Here is a 17,685-nt window from a genome sequence, read left to right as displayed (position 1 = left end):
CGTCCCTTCACAGTCGGGCCTCCGTGGTGGGCCGCCGAACGCCGTCGCAGCCACACGAACGCCCGCGCCTTCTCAGCCGGGGGGCAGCCCACGGGCGCCGTGGAGGCTCGCGCCGTCGAGCTGCGCATCGGTGAGATCGGCGCCCTCGAAGATCGCATGGGCCAGGTTCGCCCTGGCGAGGTCGGCGCGTGTGAGGTTCGCCCGCCACAGATTGGCGTGCGACAGGTCGGCGCCTTTGAAGTCCGCTTCGGTGAGTTCGGCTTGGGCAAGGTCGGCGCCACGCAGATCCGCACCTGCCAGGTCGGCTCCCAGGAGGTTCGCCTCTGCCAGGTCGATGTGTTGGCCAGGGCGGTCGTGGTCTGTGTTCCGGCGGCCTATAACGCTCAGGGCTGCCTGGATGTCCGCCCGGAGCCGGGGCCGGCCCCGGCGCTCTGGTAGGGGCGCCGGAGCAAGCGTCGTACCCAGGGGAGGGGATGTGCGGACGAAGGCGGTGAGGACTTCCAGCACGGTGGAGTGGTCGCGGGCCGAGTCGCGGGCGATGCGCTCGAGTGCGTAGATGCCGCCTAGTCGCACGGCGAGTTCGGCGGAGCCGAGCTGCTCGATCGCCTTGGTGTAGCGGTCGGTGACATGGCCTTGTTCGGCGAGGGCGAGGGTGCGTTGGCCGACCTCGTAGGTGCGTCTGGCGGTGTCGGCGTTGCGGGCGGTGAAGTAGACGGCCACGAGTGCAGCCAGCCCTGTGGTGATCGTCAATGCGCGGCCACGGATAGCGTCCAGCAGTAGGGCGCGCTCCTTGTCACTGACGTCGGTAACGCCGTCGACGTGCTCCAGCACCCAGCCCGCACCGGGCCCGAGCAGCCAGATCAGCCAGCCGAGCAGCACTAGCCCCGCCGACGCTGCCACGGCCCGGGGCCAGATACGTGGCGGGGCGGTGGGCCTCGTATCCATGGCTGACCGCCGGAACAGGCGGCTCAACGATGAGGTCACGCCGCAACTGTGCTGCACTGCTGCGGGAGTACACAGGCAACGGCCGCAGAACGATGGCGAATTGTCATCGAAGGCGCGGGCGTTCGTGTGGCCGCGACGGCGTTCGGCGGCCTACCACGGAGGCCCGACTGTGAAGGGACGGCTTGAACTGGCCCCACCACGGCCCGTGAGCTGCTGACGCTGTCCATTGGAGCGACTTTCAAGCAGTCATGGATCTTCACATAACGGGTCCAGGTCAAGCCGACATCGTGGGGCCGCATATCGACGTCACAGCCACTGCAGGACCACCGCGACGCCACGACTGTCGTGGGAGCCCAGGCCGTCTACCTCCACACCCAGCACGCGACCATCCGCAGCGCTGCTTACACCGCTGACGGCGACATCAGCATCGATCCGCAGCGCCTCGGAGACCAGCCGCTCATCGAGCAGGCCATGCATGACGCCGGCTTCCGCCTCAGGGACCGCCAGTCAGGTCTATGGGAACGCCCCCAGCAAGTCGGCGCCCTCACCGTCCCCGTAGAAGTCGACCTGCTGGTGCCTCACCAGCTTGCACCACGCCCCAACACAAAACGCCGCACCGAGCTGCCACCGCACGATGAATGGGCAACCAAGAAGGTCGCTGGCCTCGAAGTTGCAGTCGCCGACCGTTCAAGCATGACTATCCGAAGCCTGACTCCCGGCGACCCCCGCCAGGTCGACGCCTACGTCGCCGGCCCCACCGCGCTCCTGGTCGCCAAGGCCATCAAGCTCGACGAACGCATCCGCGATGCCCAGAAGCGCCCCGACCGGCTCAACAACGAAGACGCCGGCGACGTCTACCGCATCATGACCACTGTCCCCGCCGACGAAGTCGCGCAGACCTTCGCCAACCTGCGGAACGACCCGCGTGTAGGCGACACTGCCCGCCAAGGCATGCAGCTTCTGCGAACTCTCTTCGGTGCGGCCGCCACTCCCGGCACCAACCTCGCGATCCAGGCACTCGCCGGCGATGTACCCGCAGACCGCATTCGCGCGCTCGCTCCCGCCTTTGTCGCTGCCCTCAGCGGGTAACCCGTTGAGGGCGAGGCCGTCCGCGCCGCCGCGTGTAGTTTGGCCACGTCTCATCAGCTTGATCCTTAACCTCGGCCTTGATCTATAGCTGCCGTGTGGTCACTCGTTGGAGTGATCGCTGGGTATGAGGGTGGCCTTCCTCGTGATCCTGAACTCTGCGACGAGATACAGGGGTTCACAAGGAAGGCCGTGGTGATGAGTGTGCTGGCGCAGGTCGGTGAACGGGATGTGTTCGCGGAACTGTCACGCTTTCGGACGGCCTTCTACGGGTGTCTGTCCGCGCGGGCGGATGCGTTCTTCGAGCTGACCGACGCGCTGCTGTGCGCGGACGGCCCGGTGCGGACGCCGGTCGAGTTGTCGTTGATTGCCGAGCACCAGCGCGGCTACGGCTCGCTGTACGGGGCCTTGAACCGTGGCCGGCTCGACACTGACGCCCCGCGTGACCTGCTGGTATCGCTGCCGTTGCCGCGCTTTGGCGGGCGGATCGTGCTCTCCGTGGACGTCTCTCCGTGGCTGCGCTCGGACGCCGCCTGCTCGCCGGAGCGGCTGTTCTGCCACGTCCACGGCCGTTCCCGCGCGGCCGCACAGATCATCCCGGGCTGGCCGTACTCCTTCGTCGCTGCGCTGACTCCGGACCGCACCTCGTGGACCGCGGTGCTGGACGCGGTCCGCCTCGGACCTGCCGACGACGCTGCGGCCGTCACGGCCGACCAGCTCCGGCAGGTGACCGAACGCCTCATCGCGGCCGGCCAGTGGCAGCCCGGAGACCGGGACATGCTGATCGTGATGGACGCCGGCTACGACGTGATGCGTCTGGCGTGGCTGCTGGGACCTGCCGGTCGAACTGGTCGGCCGCCTTCGTTCGGACCGTGCCCTGCGGCTGCCGGCGCCGCCCCGCGTCTACCAGCCCAAGGGCGGCCGACCGCCCAAGCACGGAACGGAGTTCGGCCTCGCGAAGCCGGGGACCTGGCCCGAGCCGTCGGTGATGACGGTGAACGACACACCCCGCTACGGCAAGGCCGAAGCCCGCGCCTGGGACCGGCTCCACCCGGAACTCCAGCAACGCTCCGCCTGGATCGACCACGAGGGCGAACTCCCCATCATCGAGGGCACGTTGATCCGGCTCAAGGTCGACCATCTACCCGGCGACCGCGACGCACCGCCGGTATGGCTGTGGTCCTCGGCCACCGGCGCCACCCCGGCCGACGTCGACTTCGCCTGGTCGTGCTACCTGCGAAGATTCGACCTGGAGATGAGCAAGCCGCAGTGCTGTCATAGCTGCGGTTCGTCGTCATCGCCGTGGGCTCCTGTCTCGTTCTGGATTATCGCCATCCGCTGGTGGTACAGCCAGGGTTGGCGTGCTCCGTGTCCGCGGGGCAGTTCGTGCAGGCGGCGGAGCCGTTCGACTTCGGCACGATCGGCGTGAATCACCCAGGACCGGCGCCGGTCATCTTGCTGGTGGGCGGTGACCCAGCCGTTCTTGATCCAGCCGAACAGGGTGACGCGGGGCATGCCGATCTCGCGGGCGAGGTCGCTGGGCCACCACTCGTCGGGACCGAGGGGTGAGGCGTTTCGGCGCAGGCTCTGTTCCTGCGGGCTGATGCAGCCCAGTTCGCGCAGGAGCTGGCGGACGCCTTGAGTGCCGAAGTGGTCGCGGCGTTTGGGCGGTCGGAAGCCCTCGGCGTTGAGGATCTTCGCGATGGCGGGGGCGGTCTGTCCGGCGGCGGCCAGTTCCCGTGCGCGGGCGGCGAGTTGAGGGAAGTAGCTGAGCTGGTCCAGGCGGCCGACGGGGCGGACGGTCTCGCCGTCGGTGCGGTGGCCGCCGGCCCAGGTGATCTGGACGGTGACGCGTTCGCTGTCGTCGATGACGGTCACGCGGATCTTCTCGATCAGGTGCCGCATCAGCTGTTTGCGGTCCGTGTCCGTCGTGGTGGGCGCCTGCCAGACCGCCGGGAGGTCGCTGGCCAGGGCCCGGATCTGCTCGCGTTCGGAGGCAGTGAGGACTCGCGGCCGGGCAGCGATGAAGCGGTCGTAGTCCTCGCCCAGGTGCTGCCGATCGGCCAGCGCGGCTTCCCAGGCGCGCTCCAACTCGCGGACGACCAAGCGGTTTTCCGGTTCAGCCAGCTGATATTGGCGGCGGGCCCGGTCGACGGCATAGTCGGCCCGCTCCAGACGCTGGCGCCAGATCCGGTCCACCTCGTGGCGCCGCTGCTGGGCGTGCTCGGCCGCGGCCAGGGAGACTTCGAGAGCGGCCGGGGCGAGGGCGGTCAGCAGCAGAGCGGTGACATACCGGTCGAGGCAGGCTCCGGAGAGCTGCTGACACAAGACGCCGCCGTAGTCGGCCTTGACGCGGCTGCACTCGTACTTCGGCCACAGCTTGCCGCCCGCGCCACGCTGGTAATGCACGGTCATCCGGGTGTCGCACCGGCCGCAGTAGACGAGTCCGACCAGCAGGGCCGGACCGTCGCGCAGGGCGCCCAGACTCAGCGCCCGGGACCGGTTCGTCTCGATCCGGGCCAGGTTGCGTTCATGCTGCTCGGCGCCGATATACGCGGGCAGCATCCCGGGCAAGTACACCAGCCAGTCCTCGCGCGGTTTACGGACACGGCCGGTGCAGGGACGCCCAGGGATGCGCCGGCGGGGATCGGTGCGGCTGCGGCCATAGACATAGATTCCGGCATAGGCCGGGTGCCGGAGCATGTTCTGGATCATGATCCGGCTGGGGCGCCGCCACACCAGCCGGCCCTTCTCCGGCCCCTCGCGGGTCCGGATGCCCATCTGGATGCCGTGGTCGACCAGGAACCTCAACACCCCGTTGATCAGGCCGAGTTCGTCGAACAGGTCGAAGACCAGACGGACCACGGCCTGCACCTGCTCGTCGGGGTCCTTGACGACCTGGCCGTCGGCGAGCCTCAGATAGCCGACCGGTAACGGCACGGCCAGCTCGCCGCGGCGGGCCTTGCCGATCCGTCCGTTCCACATCCGCTGCTTGATCAGGTGGAGTTCGGCCTCGCTGATCGTGCCCTTGAGACCGAGCAGCATTCGGTCGTTGTGCTCGGCCGGGTCATAGACGCCGTCCGGGTCGGCGAGCAGGGCTCCGGCCAGCGCACACAGTTCCAGCAGCTGGTGCCATTCGCGGCCGCTGCGGGCCAGCCGGGACATCTCCACGCCCAGGACCAGGCCGACGTGGTCGAGGCCGACCTCGGAAACCAGCCGCTGGAAGCCGGGCCGGTCCACCAGGCCGGACGCCGCCTGCCCCAGGTCCTCGTCGATCACCAAGACCCTGGAAGCCGGCCAGCCCAGATCGACGGCCCGTTGCGTGAGTCCGTACTGCAGCCGGGTCGACTCCGCGTGGTCGAGGACCTGTTGCGGGGTCGACTGACGAACATAGACGACCGCGAGCCGGTCCAGATGCCAGGGCTGGATCTTGCCGTCAAGCCGTTCCCACGGAGCCGTCGCCGTCACGGAACTCACCCCCGTCCCGTCCCGCCGCGATCACCATGCGAGCCGCCAGCTCGGCCAGCAGCCGCACCACCTGCTGACGGCTCAGCTCGGGAACCGTCTCCCACGGCATCTGGGGAGCTCAGCGGCGACGTCCTCGGACACCGCGACCCACCCCCCTCATCCTCATCGGCCCCTCGCTCCCGCAACTGCTGCACCACCGCAGCAGCCTGGAGCAAGCCGTCCACCCCTATGACCGGCACATTCCCCGATCCAGAGTCGTCTATGTGTGCATTGCGGCTTGCTCCTTGAGCACACATTCCGCCTGTTCAAACAGACCCTCGGCTGGACCCGACAGCGCCTTCGCGACCCGCAGGCAGCGGACCGCTGGACCTGGCTCGTCATCACCGCCCACACCCAACTCCGTCTCGCCGCCCCGCTCGCCGCCGACCAGCGCAATCCCTGGGAGAAGACCACCCGCCCCGGCACGGTCCTCACTCCGACCCGGGTCCGGCGCGGCTTCAGACACATCCGCCCGCACTTGGCCTGCCCAGCCCGTGTGCCCAAACCCAGCCGCCCCGGCCCCGGACGCCCGCCCGGCTCCAAGAACCGTCACCCCGCCACCCGCCACGACGTGGGCAAAACCGTGAAACGACCCAGCACCCTCTACGAACGAGACCAAGCCAGAGGATCAAGCTGAAGGGTTTCGTCGGGACGCCGGCTGCTTGTTCGCAGCCCGGCCGCTCGAGGTTCGGCCTCGGGGCTCAGACCTGGTTGAGGCCGCCGTCGACGAACAGTTCGGCGCCGGTGATGAAGCTGCTCTGGTCGGAGGCCAGGAAGAGGGCTGCGGAGGCGGCCTCATCGGGGCGTCCCATTCGGCCCAGCGGCACCGAGCCCGCCAGAGATCCGCGCATGTGGCCGGCCTGCTCCTCGTCGGCGGCCAGACCCGTGATTCCCGGCGTATCGATGGGGCCGGGTACGAGGGTGTTCACCCTGATCGCACGGTCCTTCAGCTCGTTGGCCCAGGTGCGGGCGAAGGAGCGGACGGCAGCTTTGGAAGCGGCGTAGACACCGAAGGCCTCGGCCCCCGTGGTGGCGGCGGTCGAGCCGGTGAGGATCACCGAGGCGCCGTCGTTGAGCAGCGGGAGCGCCTTTTGCACGGTGAACAGCGTCCCCTTGACGTTGATGTCGAAGGTCGAGTCGAAGTGCTGCTCGGTGACCTGCTCCAGAGTGGAGAACTCGCCGCCGCCAGCATTGGCGAACAGCACATCGATGCTGCGGCCCTGCGCGGTGACGGCTGCGTAGAGCCGGTCGAGGTCGGCGAGGTCGGCGACGTCGCTGCGGATGCCGGTGGCGTTCGCGCCGATCTCGGCCACTGCGGCGTCGAGGACTTTCTGGCGGCGGCCCGTGATGAACACGTGAGCGCCCTCCGCCGCGAAGCGCCGGGCGGTGGCCAGGCCGATGCCGGTGGTTCCGCCGGTGACTAGCGCGGTCTTGCCGTCAAGCTGTCCCATGGGTCTTTCTCCCGGTGCCTTGTTCGGATCGTCAAACTGAACGCCCGCTGATCTGTCGCCGGGCCGGCGTCCGGGTCCCCTCTTCGCTTTCGCCGGCGCTGCTGTGCAAGTCGCCCTGCGGTGGGGCAGGGCGACGACGCACGCGTTATGGTCCGCTCAGTCCAATATGGGTGAGCAAGCGGCCCGGTTGACCTGCAGGGATGTGTGTCGAACCCTTCGTCGACAGCGTTTCGAGCCCCAGCCGTCGAGAGGTCTTCGGCATCGAGGACGCCGGACATGGTCGAGGGCGCGGTGGGGCCGCAGTTCCGGGGCGAAGCGCTCGGTCGGCAGGGAGACGCGCCGTCCGCCATAAGGTCTTCGGTCTGGCGTTGTCGCGGTACTTCCCGGGTCCGCAATCTGCCGGTGTGCGGCGGAGCGTTGTCTGGAGCCGGTGCCGGAACGCTGGCGCCCCTTCAGCGGCGAACCTGGGGTACCTCGTGGGGGAGAGGATGCCGTTTCTGCTACACAAAGAGTAACGGCACGTCGGGCTGACGCGCGACGTGCGTTCGCGGCTGGACGAGGAACGACGGGCGAGAAGAACCTGGGCGAAAGCGGGCCTGCGTAGTGCCGACTGCGTCAGCGTGTGGCTTTCTCGCCGGTGGGCCCGACAGCAAAACCATGTTCCGCCTGCCCTCCCCGTTGAGATCGCCCGGCCTGGTGTCACCCGCGTGTCGATAGACGGGCCACCCTCCTACCGTGATCTGGATCTGACCGTCGGCGCGTCGAATCGCTCCGACCTGCTGGGGGCTCACTCCGGCCAGATAGACATTGCCGCCCTGCTTGATCGTCACCCGCAGGCCACTGCGCGGCACGGGCGCCGTTGCAGGTGGACCGCGACGGGCTCGCGGTGTCGTTGTCGAACCGCTACAGCGCCGTTGATCAGGTAGGGCGAACTGAGCGAGGGCGAGGACACCGCAGAGAGCAGCGCCTCGACGGCGGAAGTGAGGTCCTCGGTGAGGCGCGCGACGGACCTCACCCCAGCGCTTTTGTCGCTACGGCTGCGGCATCAGGTCGACGTCTGACAGCGGAGGTTAGTCGGCGGGCGTCGCACGAACACGAAGCCGCTCGTCGTGGCCAGCGTAGTCGGGGCTGCCCTGGGTGCCGGGGCGCTGGTCCATCCTTCCGAACCAGAGGTGCGGCGCCCACCGTTGGCACGCCTCCTCGCACGGCTTGAGGTTCGCTTCCAGATCTATGCGATACCGCAGACGCGGCAGGCCTGCTCTCAGCGGTTCCGTGTCCCGCACGAACTTCCACAGCAACGGATGATCGCGTTCCAGCCCTTCCCGCGGGCAGAGTTCGAGCGTGACGACGCGACCGAACCGGTAGATTCCGATGCCTTCCAGGGAGTCCCAGCGCACCAGGACGTTACCCGCAGCGGTGATCCACCAGAATCCGACGGCGTCGAAGGCCATCTCCGAATGGCGACGCCGCCAATGGGAGAAGGCCACCGCCGCGATCACGCACCCCATGACCAGGGAGAAATAGACCCAGATCCAGCCGAGGACACCGGGGTTACCCTCCGCAAGGAACGCCCACGTCGGTGCGCCGACAAGACCGATCATGAACGGCATGACGATGAGCCATCCATTCAGCCGACGTCGCCCATACGGTATGACCGAGGCGTGCTGGGACGGCCCATTCTCAGTGATCACGACTGCGGACTCTAACGGTCAAGCAGCCGCCCCACCAGGTCTCCAGGCAGTCGCACCAAGCATCATCCGAGGCCGGACAGCCCCACACGACCGATGAGCGCTCCGGTACCGGGCACCCGACCGGCTGACGGCCCTCGCCCAGCCACGTCGCTGATCGCCGGTACGGCGATCAGCGACAAGCCCCGCCCAGGCCCGCGCCGGCCTCGCCCAGCGGCGCAGTTCCGCAAGGTGACCCAAGCGGGGACCGGCGCGTTAGTACGACCATGACCGCAATGACCGTGCGGCCGGTACCCGCCCTCGACCCGGCCGGCCGCACCAGCGAAGCCGCCCAGCTCCGCTCCGACGAGCCGATCTACGCCGCGCTGGCAGTGCGCTGGCAGGCGGCGGGGCGTGTCGTGCCCGGCCAGGCGGACCGGGAGTGGACGATGCTGGCAAGCCGCTGCCCGTGGCCCGCCCCCTAGACCGGCGTCGGTGCAACTGCCTTCCCCCGGGGCAGGCACCCACGCCATCCGGCCGGCAGCCCCGGAAGCCTGCCCGGCCACCCGGGGCTGCCGGGACCGGCCGGTTCTGGTTGGGCCCCCTGTCGGCCCGGCAGCCTCATGACATCTCAGCGCAGCGTGCGCCGGTGGCGGCCGGAGCGCCGCAGGTGCACGCCCAGGTACACCAGGGCGGCGACGAACACCACGATCCCGATGATGAGCAGGTAGAGCAGCCCTTTGACCACGGCGCCGATGATGCCCAGCACGATCGCCGCGATGACGAGGAGCAGGAAGAACATCATGGTGCGGACACCTCCTCGATGGGCCGGTCAGCGGCGGGCGAGCTGCCGCTCACCGTTTGTACCGGGCTTGTACGGCAGGCCGTAGTGCGCGAACACCGCGGCCTCGTCCTCGGCGGGCAGGACATCGTCCGTGCCGATCGCCGGGCACTTCTTCACCAGCGACCGGTCATAGTCGACCTTGACGTAGCCCGGCCCCACGATCGCCCCGGCCAGCGGGACGAAGACCAGATGACGGCGGGTGGGCAGCCCCACCTGGACCGTGGCCATAGCGGGCTCGTCGGTGCTGGTGTCCACGTAGACGGACTCCAGCGTGCCGATCTTGTGGCCGCCCGTGTCGATGACGTCGTGGGTGCGCCACTCACGGATGTCCGCGCTCTGGATCATCGAGGTTTCCCTTCGCACGGCGGTGTACCCGGAGAGGGCACTTCTCAGCGTGCCCCGTACAGCCCGCCCGTACCAGCGTGGTGACACTTCTGGTCGCAGGTCGGCGCAGACTGGTGCCGTGGGCCGAGACGACCGAGACACCCGAAACCCGATGATCGGGAAGCCCGATCCTGACGAGTGTCCCGACTCGTGCACCGCTCGCGACCGCGGACACTGCTGGGCCTGCGGAGCACGCACCAACAAGCAGCCACGTGAGTGAGGGCCCGAATCCGGGCGGGGTTCGGGCCCTCACATGCCGCGCATCTGCCGGGGGTGCCTGTGCGCGCCGTCTTCTTCAACGACCTCCGCAGCCGTCAGAAACGACGCCCCGCGCCAGCTTCGGACTACCCCGGCGGCGGGGGCGATCGAGGAGTGCTTACGGCAGCCTCGTCCGCCGGCGGTCGGAGTTCGCCTCAGACCCAGGCCCGGCGTCCTGATTCAGGCTGAGGTCTTCGGCTGCGACTCGCGGCCCTGAGTGCGCAGTTGTTCGTTGATGCGTCGGGCTTCTTCGAGTTGGTCTTCGAGGATGACGATGCGGCAGGCGGCCTCGATGGGGGTGCCCTGGTCGACGAGTTCACGGGCGCGGGTGGCGATGCGCAGTTGGTAGCGGGAGTAGCGGCGGTGGCCGCCTTCGGAGCGCAGCGGGGTGATCAGGCGGTGTTCGCCGAGGGCGCGGAGGAAGGCGGGGGTGGTGCCGAGCATCTCGGCGGCCCGGCCCATGGTGTAGGCGGGGTAGTCGTCATCGTCGAGATTGTCGGCGGGGCGGGAACTGGCAGGGGGCATAGACCTCTTCTTTCGGGGACGCGTCGGGGGGCCCGGGTGCCGTGCGGCACCCGGGCCCCGAGCTTTCAACACCATCTACCGGCGAACTGCGCCGGACTTCTTTGTCCGCAGGTTCCGCCTGGGAGGGCGGGGCTGCGGGGATCGCGGATGCGTGACCGGGGACCACCTTCCAATCCGGGGCCTGCGTTACCCGGGTGGACTTCTTCCTCGCCCGGGCGATCCTGATGGCGTCTGCTCCTTACCTTCGGTTACTCGGTTGTACTGCTGGATAACGCGGGTACTGCTCGCGGCCCCTCGGGCCGCGTCCTGCTTGACCTGCATGCACGGCAGTTCATCTCTGCCGTGCCCTCATCGACTTCCTGGGTACAACGGAAACCGTAACCCTGCGACGAGCCAATGTCTACTGTGACCGCGGCAGGTTTTCTTCGGGGTTGATGCGTGGATTTCTGCCGCAGATACACCTGGAAGAGTGATGTCCCGGGGTGAGTCCGGCCCAGCGGGCACAGGCCGAGCCTGGCGGCACAACCGATCCAGGGCGGGGTCGTAGCGCATGACCGACGCGGAGACGACGCACGCAAGGTCCCAGGGTCCTGTGGTTTGTTGAGGGTGGCGGCCCCGCCGGAATCGCTCACGTTCGTGACGCCACCCGCGTCCTCGTCGAGGTCTCAACCCGGACCCGGTGCCGGGGACGGCGGACGCCCTCGCCTTCGTGGTCTCCGGACACGCCACCAATGCCCTGCTCCACGGCGGCGGTCAGGGAAGCCTAGGCGAGCGCCAATCTCCCCGGCATGCCCACCGCCGCCTGACCAACATCACTCTCATCGCCGTCACGCTGACGGCCAGCCGTCATGCCCGGTATCCGTTTGGCCCACCGGGGGCAGTGGCTTCGTAGGTGACAAAACTGACCTACAAAGCCACCTTGGATTTCGACAGACGCACCGGTGCCCCCAGCGGGAGAAGCACAGCCATCGTCCCACCACAAGGCCCAAAGTGCCTTTACAACTGGGCGACTTCGACTCCGCCAACATGACGGTGACGTCCGCACTGAACGACAAACGACATCACAACCTTCACCTACGAAGCCACTCGCTACGCACGGCGATGGCTGCAACTGCCCGCCGAACACCAAGGCGAGCCGGGAATCGTCGACCTCAGCCAGACCTACCAGGACTGCACCGGCGCCCGCCTGGAGGACCTGGCAAAAGTTGGGTATGAGGCTTGTCTGGGCAGGACGAGTAGCGGAGGACGAAGTGGACTGGGGTCAGTTCGCGCAGCAGATGGCGTCGATGGCGCGGGATCTCCTGGCGCAGGAATCGGTCGGTGCCACGCTGGAGAGGATCACCGCATCGGCCACTGAATTGGTCGAAGGCTGCGACGCGGCCGGCATTCTCGTGCTGCACGACACGAAGGTGGAGACGCTCGCCCCCACCCACCAGCTGGTCACCGACAGCGACCTGCTGCAGCAGCGTCTGGGCGAAGGGCCGTGCTTTGATGCCGCCAACAGCTCGCAAGGCGAGCGGGTCTTTCGCATCGCCGACCTCACCGGCGAGCAGCCGCGCTGGCCCGCCTACGCCCCGCAGGCCCAGGCGCTCGGCGTGGGCAGCATGATGGGCTTCCTGCTGTTCACCGATGACGAGGACTTCGGCGCGCTGAACCTCTACTCCCGCAAATCCGGTGCGTTTACCGAGGCCAGCGAGCTGGCCGGTGGCTGCTGGCATCCCACGCGGCGGTCGCCCTCTCCAACGCTCGCAGCCACGCCCAGATGGAACAGGCCGTCGCCACTCGCCACGTCATCGGCGAGGCCATGGGCATCCTCATGAGCAGCCACCACCTCACCGAAGAAGAGGCGTTCAACGTGCTGCGCCGCTCCTCACAAGCAAACACCATCAAGCTCCGCGAGGTCGCCCGCCGGGTCTGTGAAGAGGGCAGCCTTTCGTGACCTGACCTGCGGCTTCCCCGGCTCGTGGGCTGAACCGGAGAAGCCTGGGCCAAGCCAGCCCCATGGGACGCCGCTGAACCCGGCCTGCCCACCAAGTCCCCTGCCCGACCACCCCCACACCTCCGCATGCGGGCCGTTTAGACCGAGATTCAGATTATTTGTGCCGATATTGGCTTCGGCCTTGTGCTGGGTCTGGTGAGGTGTGTGGTGCAGGAGCGGCAGTCGCGCGGGTGTCTCTGTGTGGCTGCTCCTGTTTCATGCCAAGGCGTTGTGTTGTGCGCCCTGTGCTTCGGGCGCCGGTACACGTGCCTGGGCCCCGGCCGGTCATGGGCGGGTAGCCCTTGATCGTGCCAGAACGTCGCCGTTACCCCAGTGATCTGTCCGATGCCCGGTGGGAGTTGATCGAGCCGGTCCTGACCGCCTGGTGGTCCGAGCGCCGCGGCCGGGGCCTGGACATCGGCTGGCCTCCTGACCACGATCTGCGGAGCCTTTTGGACGTGGTGCTCTACGTGAACCGCACGGGGATCCCTGGCGCTACCTCCCGCACGACTACCTATTGGAACAGCGTCTACGCCTACTTCGCCCGCTGGCAGGAGGAAGGCCCTGCTGATACCGGCGATCCGCGGCGCCGTCCCGATCGAGAATTTCGTGCGCGCCTGGTGGCGCGCGCGCAGCGAGGCAGCGCCGTGGCCGCGCTGGTGGTCAGGTGCTGAGCAAGCGGTTGAAGAATGACCGGTAACGCTGGAGCGCGACGCGCAGATCCTCGGTCGCTACCTCCTCGCCGCGTTGCCACTGGCCTTCTAGACCTTGCTTGTGTTCGGAGAAGGTCGTGGCCAGGGCCTGCATCACCTCGGCGACCAGCTGGTCGGCCGCGTTGACGGCATCTTGTGGATCGTCGACGAACTCGCTCTGGATCTTCTGCCACCTGGCGCGGAACTCCTCCTGTTCCGGTCCGAGGAGGGGTTCGTTCTCCTCGTCGAGTTCCGCATTCGCCCCAGCGGGCTCGGCGTCTTGGCCGCCGTCTTCCTGCCGATCCTCTCGGTCTATGGTGGTCGACTCCCCGGGGTACTCCGGCGCATCCGCCAAGCCCCGCTCGTCTTCCCCAGTGTCCTGCCGAGCACCGGCCAGGTCCTCCGTGGACAGGCCGACCTCGCTCGGCTCGGGTGTCTCTTGGCTCTGCATCTCTTCACTTCCGTTCCTGACGCGTTCGGGCCGGCCGCCGACAGGTCCAGCTCGTCGGCTCACGTCGCTGGTGCCGGGCTCACGCCCGGCTCTCGCGCGGCCGGTCGCCGTTGTGGAGCAGTTCCTCGAACAGCGCGCGGTAGTGCACCATCGCGCCCCGCAGCTCCTCCGTGGTCGCCTGATGGCGGCTGCTGCGATCGTTGACCTCGTGGGCGGCCCGGAAGTGCTCCAGGGTGCGCCCGTGTTCGACCGACAGGTCCTTCAGTTGCTGCTCGTACCCCTCGGTCGGATACCCGCGCTCGCTCATGAGGGTGGTCACGAGCCGGTCTGCCTCGTGGACCGCGTCGTCGGGTCGGTCGACGAAACGTTCCTGCACCCGGGTCCAGTCCTGGGCGTACCGATCCCGGACAGTTGACGGCAGCGGCCTGATGTCCAGTGCATCGTGGCGTTCCTCGCGCTCGCGCAGCTCATGCTCGGCCGCCCGACGGCTGTCCTTGGCCTCCACGGTCCGCTCGTACTCCGGTCCGAAGCGCTCCCGTAGTTTGCGGCGGCGCGTGGTAACCACCCACGCCACCGCCGCGCACACGATCAGCACAAGCACCACGGCAACGATGATTGTGATGACGGACATTGGGTCCTCCGCTTGTGGCCGACTGGCTACCCCTGGAGTGCGGGTGCCCCCGACCAGTGATCCGAAATTTAGATACTGGTGTCCGCTGCTGGCTGCGGCCCGAGACCGTACCCCCTCTGAAGTGAGCACCGTCTGCGACCGCCGCAGGGGCGGCTCAAGGGGGCGACGCCGGCGGTCGTCGCACAGCGGGTGTGCTGCTTCTACCAGTAATGCCGTCGTCCGCCGACCGCGTGGCCCACGTGGCCAAGGAGGAACAAGATCGCCCCGATGACGATCAAGATGATCCCGATGATCCACAGGATGGAGATCTTGGCCAGGAACGCGATGATGAGCAGAATTACTCCGAGGGCGATCACGGTGTCCTCCGATCGCGGGTGAGTTCTTCTCCCTCTCTGACTTTGATCCCCCTCGGCCTCAGGGGCAACCGCTGACCGGCGGCTCAAGGGTGACTCGCCGCGTCTCGCCAACCCACTGTTTACTGGAGGTCTAGGATCAATGCCGTGACTCTGTTGGTGATCTTGACGGGGTGGTGACGGCGGTCGCTGATGGTGGTTGGCTGGTCGGTGGCGGGGCGGCCTCGGTTTGGGGCGGTGGACGGTGTCGATGCGTCCGGCAAGTTTCCAGCGGATTCCCCCGGTGACGGTACGGACGGCGTGGGCGGCGCCGCTACGCGGCGGATTCCACGCTTCGCGTGGAATACATCCGCACTCCGTGCGGATGTGCGGGACTCCGTCCCGCCGGCCGGATTCGTGGCCGGTGCGCGCCGCAGCTCTCACCGCGGCCGCACCTCTCGCCATGGCCGTACCTCGCGCCGCGAGACGGCCGCCGTCGGCAGTGATCGCGACGACCTGATCGACCAACGCGAGACCGCCCGCGCGCAGACGCCGAGCGCGCGGGGTGACCCCGCATGCACCTCTGGCCCTTGATTGGCGCCAGGGAAGATCAGCCGTATCAGGCTACTTATCCTGATCAATAGCGATGTATTGGTGGACCGCCGGTCTCGGCTCCGGGGGCTACCAGAGGCTCGTAGGAGTGGATCGGGCGTCTTCGGTCACGAGGCCGACTTGGACGTTGAACGGGACGTCGCCGTAGACGTTCCACCAGCCCCGGCGATCGGACTCTATGACCATCCACATGAGGGAGGCCGCGACCCGCCGGTCGTGTATTACGGCGGCTGCGTGGCCCGAAGGACTGCCGGCGCGAGGGGAACTCTCTGTTCATGGCAGGGGCCGCCGCTGTCTGGGCGATCCGCAGGCCGAATCGGGGTGCTCGGTCAATTCTTTGGCCTCGCCCGTCATCCGTGGTACTGGAAATGCATGCCGATGAAGCCCTCCGACGCCGCGGACCATTTGTCTCTGTCCGCAAGATTGCGCCGTGCGATCCGACAAGCACCGGTCGTGCGCGGATGGCGGCGGAACCGCCGGCTAGAGCTGGGGCCGCGGTCGCTGGGTTTCGCGGCGCTCGCGCTTCTCACGCTGGTGCCACTGCTGATCGTTGTCTCCGCGGCTGATCCGACACACGGGCGTGGGTTCGCGCAGTGGCTGGGGGACGGGATCGGCGTGTCAGCGACCTCCAGAGAGGACATCGAGCAGCTGTTCACCCGGCCCGGCCAGGCACCACGGACCACGACAGCGTTCGGCATCGCCACCCTTGCTGCCTTCGGTCTGTCGTTGGGGGCGGCGGTGCAGACCGGCTTTGAGAAGGTTTGGGAGCTCTCCCCGGCGCGCTGGTACGCCCGGTGGCGGCATGCGCTGTGGCTTGCCGTGCTCATTGGGTACCTCTTCATGTCCGCCACCACTACGTTGTGGCGACAGTCATCGGCTGTCACGTTGGCGGCAATCCTGACCGCCATTCTGTTTGTGTGGTGGTCGCAGCGAATGCTGCTCGGTGGGCGGGTCGCTTGGGGCGCCCTGCTGCCCGGCGCGGTGGCTACGGTGATCGGGCTGATCGGTCTCAGGGTCTTCTCCCTGCTTGTCTTTTCGCCGTTGATTGCATCCAATACGGTTACCTACGGCCCCATCGGAACTGTGCTGGTCCTCCAGTCCTGGCTGGTCGGTGTGGGCATGGTCGTGTTCGGCGGTGCGCTGGTAGGCCGTCTGCTGCATGAGGAACTCCCACGCGTGGCACACGCTCTGAAAACGCGAAAGTGAGATCCGGATCTGGAAGAAACGGCCGTTGGCGAACGCCCCGGACCGGCACGCGGAATGCTTCTGGTTTGAGCGCGTTCACCGTGGGGCGGGCTTCGGCCAGGAGCTGGCGTTCGCGGCCGGTGCCGGCGGCGAACGCGCGGGCCGCGGCAAGCGCGGTCGAGGGCTTCCTGCCCGGCCGGGGGCTGCGTCGCGGGAGAGCCTGCTTGCCGGTTGCGGTGTTCATGAGGCTCTTGCGGCGGAGGACCCACACCCCCTCGAGACCCCGGCCCCTTGCCGGGGGACAGGAACCGCTGAAGCCGTCGGCGCGCTGGCTCGTGGTCGTAGCTGCGCGCGACCTGCAAAGGAGTCTCGCCATCCCCGGCAGCCAGGCTCGGATAGCACCGTAGGCCAACAGGATCGCTGTAGCAGCCGTGTTCAGCGGGTGACCCGACTGAAGGTGACTGTCTCCTTCAAGGTCTATGGCCGCTGGACCACACCGTTTTTCCCTACGTCTTCCTGGACGCCACCTACTGTAGGCGGAGTCGGCCCAGACGATGGCGATCTCCGGGTGCAGCAGGGTGAGGCGGAACAGCAACTCCCGTGCCACGAGCGAGTCCTGGGCGTCGGCAGGGGTGACCATGACCAGCAGGACGAGGCTGCGATGGTCGCAGATCAGATGCCGCTTCCGGCCGTTGATCATTTTCCCGCCGTCCACCCTCGCGTAGCTTTGCTGACGGTCTCGGACGCTGTGACGGACTGGGAGTTGACGATGACCGAAGCGGTCTGGGGTGTCTTGCGGTCTGGCTCCGGTACGGCCAGGCAACCGCAGGTATGCAAGAGGCCCTCGGGCTACCCTCCGAGGGCCTGTGCCAGCTCTCCCCTCACCGCATGGAGTACGGGTCATGGGGGCGCTTGAGGTTTTGCGCAGATTCTGACAGATAGTCAGATCGATCCGGCTACCTGCCGCGCCGACAGGTCGGGCGAATTCCCTGAGCGTGTTCGCGTGCATGCCGAACAGATCGGCCACGGCCGGTGCCGCCGTTGGATCTGACGCCGTCGCAGATGGCGGCCCAGGCGTCATCACTGGCTCGTGGGCGCCAGGCGAAATCCGGCGGGACCCGGTCCGGATCTGCACTC

Annotated in this window: 16 protein-coding genes and 5 pseudogenes; 8 read left to right on the top strand and 13 right to left on the bottom strand. The window is 67.9% G+C overall.

The genetic code is table 11. The features are described from left to right. Positions 1–72: 72 nt before the first annotated feature. Positions 73–984, bottom strand: coding sequence for a pentapeptide repeat-containing protein (locus AB5J53_RS00105; RefSeq protein ID WP_369243599.1), 912 nt, complete (start codon positions 982–984; stop codon positions 73–75). Positions 985–1,290: 306 nt separating this feature from the next. Here AB5J53_RS00105 and AB5J53_RS00100 point away from each other — a divergent pair, with 306 nt between their 5' ends. The 3 genes and pseudogenes from AB5J53_RS00100 (at position 1,291) to AB5J53_RS00090 (ending at position 3,460) form a co-directional block, all read left to right on the top strand. Then, positions 1,291–2,034 carry a hypothetical protein gene (locus AB5J53_RS00100; protein WP_369243598.1) on the top strand — a complete coding sequence of 248 codons (744 nt, stop codon included), beginning with the start codon at positions 1,291–1,293 and terminating at the stop codon, positions 2,032–2,034. A gap of 195 nt (positions 2,035–2,229) precedes the next feature. Continuing rightward, positions 2,230–2,994, top strand: a pseudogene (locus AB5J53_RS00095) (transposase); the annotation flags it as partial. Then, entirely contained in the window at positions 2,879–3,460 is a 582-nt protein-coding gene (locus tag AB5J53_RS00090) for a transposase (protein WP_369251963.1), read from the top strand. The pseudogene AB5J53_RS00095 and the gene AB5J53_RS00090, both read left to right, overlap by 116 nt. Before the next feature lie 860 nt (positions 3,461–4,320). Here the strand turns inward: AB5J53_RS00090 and AB5J53_RS00085 are convergent. Both AB5J53_RS00085 and AB5J53_RS00080 read right to left on the bottom strand, forming a co-directional pair. Further along, positions 4,321–5,499: pseudogene (locus AB5J53_RS00085) on the bottom strand (recombinase family protein); the annotation flags it as partial. Further along, complete coding sequence (locus AB5J53_RS00080; protein ID WP_369243597.1) at positions 5,468–5,608, bottom strand: hypothetical protein; 141 nt, start codon at positions 5,606–5,608, stop codon at positions 5,468–5,470. The pseudogene AB5J53_RS00085 and the gene AB5J53_RS00080, both read right to left, overlap by 32 nt. Positions 5,609–5,782: 174 nt before the next feature. Between AB5J53_RS00080 and AB5J53_RS00075 the strand changes: the two are divergent. Next, a pseudogene (locus AB5J53_RS00075) lies at positions 5,783–6,175 on the top strand (transposase); the annotation flags it as partial. 64 nt (positions 6,176–6,239) lie between these two features. Here the strand turns inward: AB5J53_RS00075 and AB5J53_RS00070 are convergent. The 3 genes from AB5J53_RS00070 to AB5J53_RS00060 all read right to left on the bottom strand — a co-directional run bounded on the left by AB5J53_RS00070 (position 6,240) and on the right by AB5J53_RS00060 (position 8,599). Continuing rightward, a complete protein-coding gene (locus tag AB5J53_RS00070) occupies positions 6,240–6,989 on the bottom strand; it encodes an SDR family oxidoreductase (RefSeq protein ID WP_369243596.1) in 750 nt (249 codons plus the stop codon). Between the two features lie 500 nt (positions 6,990–7,489). Then, positions 7,490–7,780 carry a hypothetical protein gene (locus AB5J53_RS00065; RefSeq protein WP_369251961.1) on the bottom strand — a complete coding sequence of 97 codons (291 nt, stop codon included), beginning with the start codon at positions 7,778–7,780 and terminating at the stop codon, positions 7,490–7,492. A gap of 279 nt (positions 7,781–8,059) precedes the next feature. Next, a complete protein-coding gene (locus AB5J53_RS00060) occupies positions 8,060–8,599 on the bottom strand; it encodes a hypothetical protein (RefSeq protein ID WP_369243595.1) in 540 nt (179 codons plus the stop codon). A gap of 344 nt (positions 8,600–8,943) precedes the next feature. On the opposite strand from AB5J53_RS00060, the gene AB5J53_RS00055 reads away from it, so the two are divergent. Beyond that, entirely contained in the window at positions 8,944–9,141 is a 198-nt protein-coding gene (locus AB5J53_RS00055; RefSeq protein ID WP_369243594.1) for a hypothetical protein, read from the top strand. 146 nt (positions 9,142–9,287) lie between these two features. On the opposite strand, the gene AB5J53_RS00050 is transcribed toward AB5J53_RS00055, so the two are convergent. From AB5J53_RS00050 to AB5J53_RS00040, 3 genes are all read right to left on the bottom strand, one after another. Next, the gene (locus tag AB5J53_RS00050; RefSeq protein ID WP_369243593.1) at positions 9,288–9,461 is read right to left on the bottom strand and encodes a hypothetical protein; all 174 of its coding nucleotides are present in this window, start codon (positions 9,459–9,461) and stop codon (positions 9,288–9,290) included. Positions 9,462–9,488: 27 nt separating this feature from the next. Continuing rightward, positions 9,489–9,845 (bottom strand): PRC-barrel domain-containing protein, encoded by a 357-nt coding sequence (locus AB5J53_RS00045; protein WP_369243592.1) that lies wholly within the window; start codon positions 9,843–9,845, stop codon positions 9,489–9,491. A gap of 477 nt (positions 9,846–10,322) precedes the next feature. After that, positions 10,323–10,667, bottom strand: a complete 345-nt coding sequence (locus tag AB5J53_RS00040) for a MerR family transcriptional regulator (protein WP_369243591.1) — start codon at positions 10,665–10,667, stop codon at positions 10,323–10,325. A gap of 1,277 nt (positions 10,668–11,944) precedes the next feature. Here AB5J53_RS00040 and AB5J53_RS00035 point away from each other — a divergent pair. Further along, positions 11,945–12,606: pseudogene (locus AB5J53_RS00035) on the top strand (GAF and ANTAR domain-containing protein). 347 nt (positions 12,607–12,953) lie between these two features. Continuing rightward, entirely contained in the window at positions 12,954–13,319 is a 366-nt protein-coding gene (locus AB5J53_RS00030; RefSeq protein WP_369243590.1) for a transposase, read from the top strand. On the opposite strand, the gene AB5J53_RS00025 is transcribed toward AB5J53_RS00030, so the two are convergent. The 3 genes from AB5J53_RS00025 to AB5J53_RS00015 form a co-directional block, all read right to left on the bottom strand. After that, the gene (locus AB5J53_RS00025; RefSeq protein ID WP_369243589.1) at positions 13,309–13,788 is read right to left on the bottom strand and encodes a hypothetical protein; all 480 of its coding nucleotides are present in this window, start codon (positions 13,786–13,788) and stop codon (positions 13,309–13,311) included. The genes AB5J53_RS00030 and AB5J53_RS00025 overlap by 11 nt on opposite strands. Positions 13,789–13,867: 79 nt before the next feature. Further along, positions 13,868–14,419 carry a hypothetical protein gene (locus tag AB5J53_RS00020; protein ID WP_369243588.1) on the bottom strand — a complete coding sequence of 184 codons (552 nt, stop codon included), beginning with the start codon at positions 14,417–14,419 and terminating at the stop codon, positions 13,868–13,870. Between the two features lie 200 nt (positions 14,420–14,619). Then, positions 14,620–14,775 (bottom strand): DUF6131 family protein, encoded by a 156-nt coding sequence (locus AB5J53_RS00015; RefSeq protein ID WP_369243587.1) that lies wholly within the window; start codon positions 14,773–14,775, stop codon positions 14,620–14,622. Between the two features lie 960 nt (positions 14,776–15,735). On the opposite strand from AB5J53_RS00015, the gene AB5J53_RS00010 reads away from it, so the two are divergent. After that, the gene (locus tag AB5J53_RS00010) at positions 15,736–16,569 is read left to right on the top strand and encodes a YhjD/YihY/BrkB family envelope integrity protein (protein ID WP_369243586.1); all 834 of its coding nucleotides are present in this window, start codon (positions 15,736–15,738) and stop codon (positions 16,567–16,569) included. Between the two features lie 520 nt (positions 16,570–17,089). Here AB5J53_RS00010 and AB5J53_RS00005 read toward each other — a convergent pair. Continuing rightward, a pseudogene (locus AB5J53_RS00005) lies at positions 17,090–17,452 on the bottom strand (transposase); the annotation flags it as partial. Positions 17,453–17,685 lie beyond the last annotated feature (233 nt).

This window comes from Streptomyces sp. R41 (assembly GCF_041053055.1).
Lineage (GTDB): Bacteria > Actinomycetota > Actinomycetes > Streptomycetales > Streptomycetaceae > Streptomyces.
The sequence above is the reverse complement of the archived record's forward strand: the minus strand, read 5'-3'. Positions and strand labels throughout refer to the sequence as shown.

Bases quoted from the DNA above. Each gene is read 5' to 3' on its own strand.
- AB5J53_RS00055 (WP_369243594.1), top strand. From the start codon at position 8,944: ATGACCGCAATGACCGTGCGGCCGGTACCCGCCCTCGACCCGGCCGGC.
- AB5J53_RS00040 (WP_369243591.1), bottom strand. From the start codon at position 10,667: ATGCCCCCTGCCAGTTCCCGCCCCGCCGACAATCTCGACGATGACGAC.
- AB5J53_RS00050 (WP_369243593.1), bottom strand. From the start codon at position 9,461: ATGATGTTCTTCCTGCTCCTCGTCATCGCGGCGATCGTGCTGGGCATC.
- AB5J53_RS00010 (WP_369243586.1), top strand. From the start codon at position 15,736: ATGCCGATGAAGCCCTCCGACGCCGCGGACCATTTGTCTCTGTCCGCA.
- AB5J53_RS00020 (WP_369243588.1), bottom strand. From the start codon at position 14,419: ATGTCCGTCATCACAATCATCGTTGCCGTGGTGCTTGTGCTGATCGTG.
- AB5J53_RS00060 (WP_369243595.1), bottom strand. From the start codon at position 8,599: ATGCCGTTCATGATCGGTCTTGTCGGCGCACCGACGTGGGCGTTCCTT.
- AB5J53_RS00045 (WP_369243592.1), bottom strand. From the start codon at position 9,845: ATGATCCAGAGCGCGGACATCCGTGAGTGGCGCACCCACGACGTCATC.
- AB5J53_RS00070 (WP_369243596.1), bottom strand. From the start codon at position 6,989: ATGGGACAGCTTGACGGCAAGACCGCGCTAGTCACCGGCGGAACCACC.
- AB5J53_RS00025 (WP_369243589.1), bottom strand. From the start codon at position 13,788: ATGCAGAGCCAAGAGACACCCGAGCCGAGCGAGGTCGGCCTGTCCACG.
- AB5J53_RS00080 (WP_369243597.1), bottom strand. From the start codon at position 5,608: ATGCCGTGGGAGACGGTTCCCGAGCTGAGCCGTCAGCAGGTGGTGCGG.